This window comes from Rhodococcus sp. 14C212 (genome assembly GCF_011058195.1).
Taxonomy (GTDB): Bacteria; Actinomycetota; Actinomycetes; order Mycobacteriales; family Mycobacteriaceae; genus Rhodococcus; species Rhodococcus aetherivorans.
Map to the genome: position 1 here is coordinate 1 of NZ_JAALEH010000231.1, position 507 is coordinate 507.

Consider the following 507-nt stretch of genomic DNA (forward strand, 5'->3'; position numbering starts at 1 on the left):
CCCGTCCCACCTGCCAGCAGTGCGACCCCCGCGACGATCGCCATCGCAACGCGCTTGAACATGAGCCCTCCCGCCCGGCCGGTTCCGGCCGCATCAGCGGATCAGACTACCCGGTCGGGCCCGATCCCAGGCTCTCCAACGCCTTTCTGGCCTCCTCGAGTTCGCGGCTGAGCTGCGCGACGCGTTCCTCCGCCGCCTGGCGCGCCGCGTCGATCACGGACCGGACCGCCTCGAGGGCCGCCTCGTCGCCGAGCTCGAGCACGGCGCGCTCCACGGCGTCGGGGCTGACGGGATTGGCCTTGCTCAGGCGCCGGGTGCCCTGCGCGACACCGACCGTCCACTCCTGCTCGGGATCGATCGTGATGGTGACGGTCACGCCGGGCTGCTTCTTGGGCCGGCGCGGCGCCGCCTTCGGCTTCGGGGTCGCGCCGGTCTGCGGTTCGGGTGCGGTCGGCGGCACGGGGGTGGTCTCCTTCGTGGCGGGGGTGGATGCCGGGGACGACGAGC

The 507-nt window shown here is 73.6% G+C and carries 1 protein-coding gene; it reads right to left on the reverse strand.

Annotated features, from left to right (window positions below):
* Positions 1 to 106 precede the first annotated feature (106 nt).
* A partial coding sequence (locus tag G6038_RS30850) for a DUF6319 family protein (protein ID WP_240918901.1) occupies positions 107 to 507 on the reverse strand: 401 nt, incomplete at its 5' end.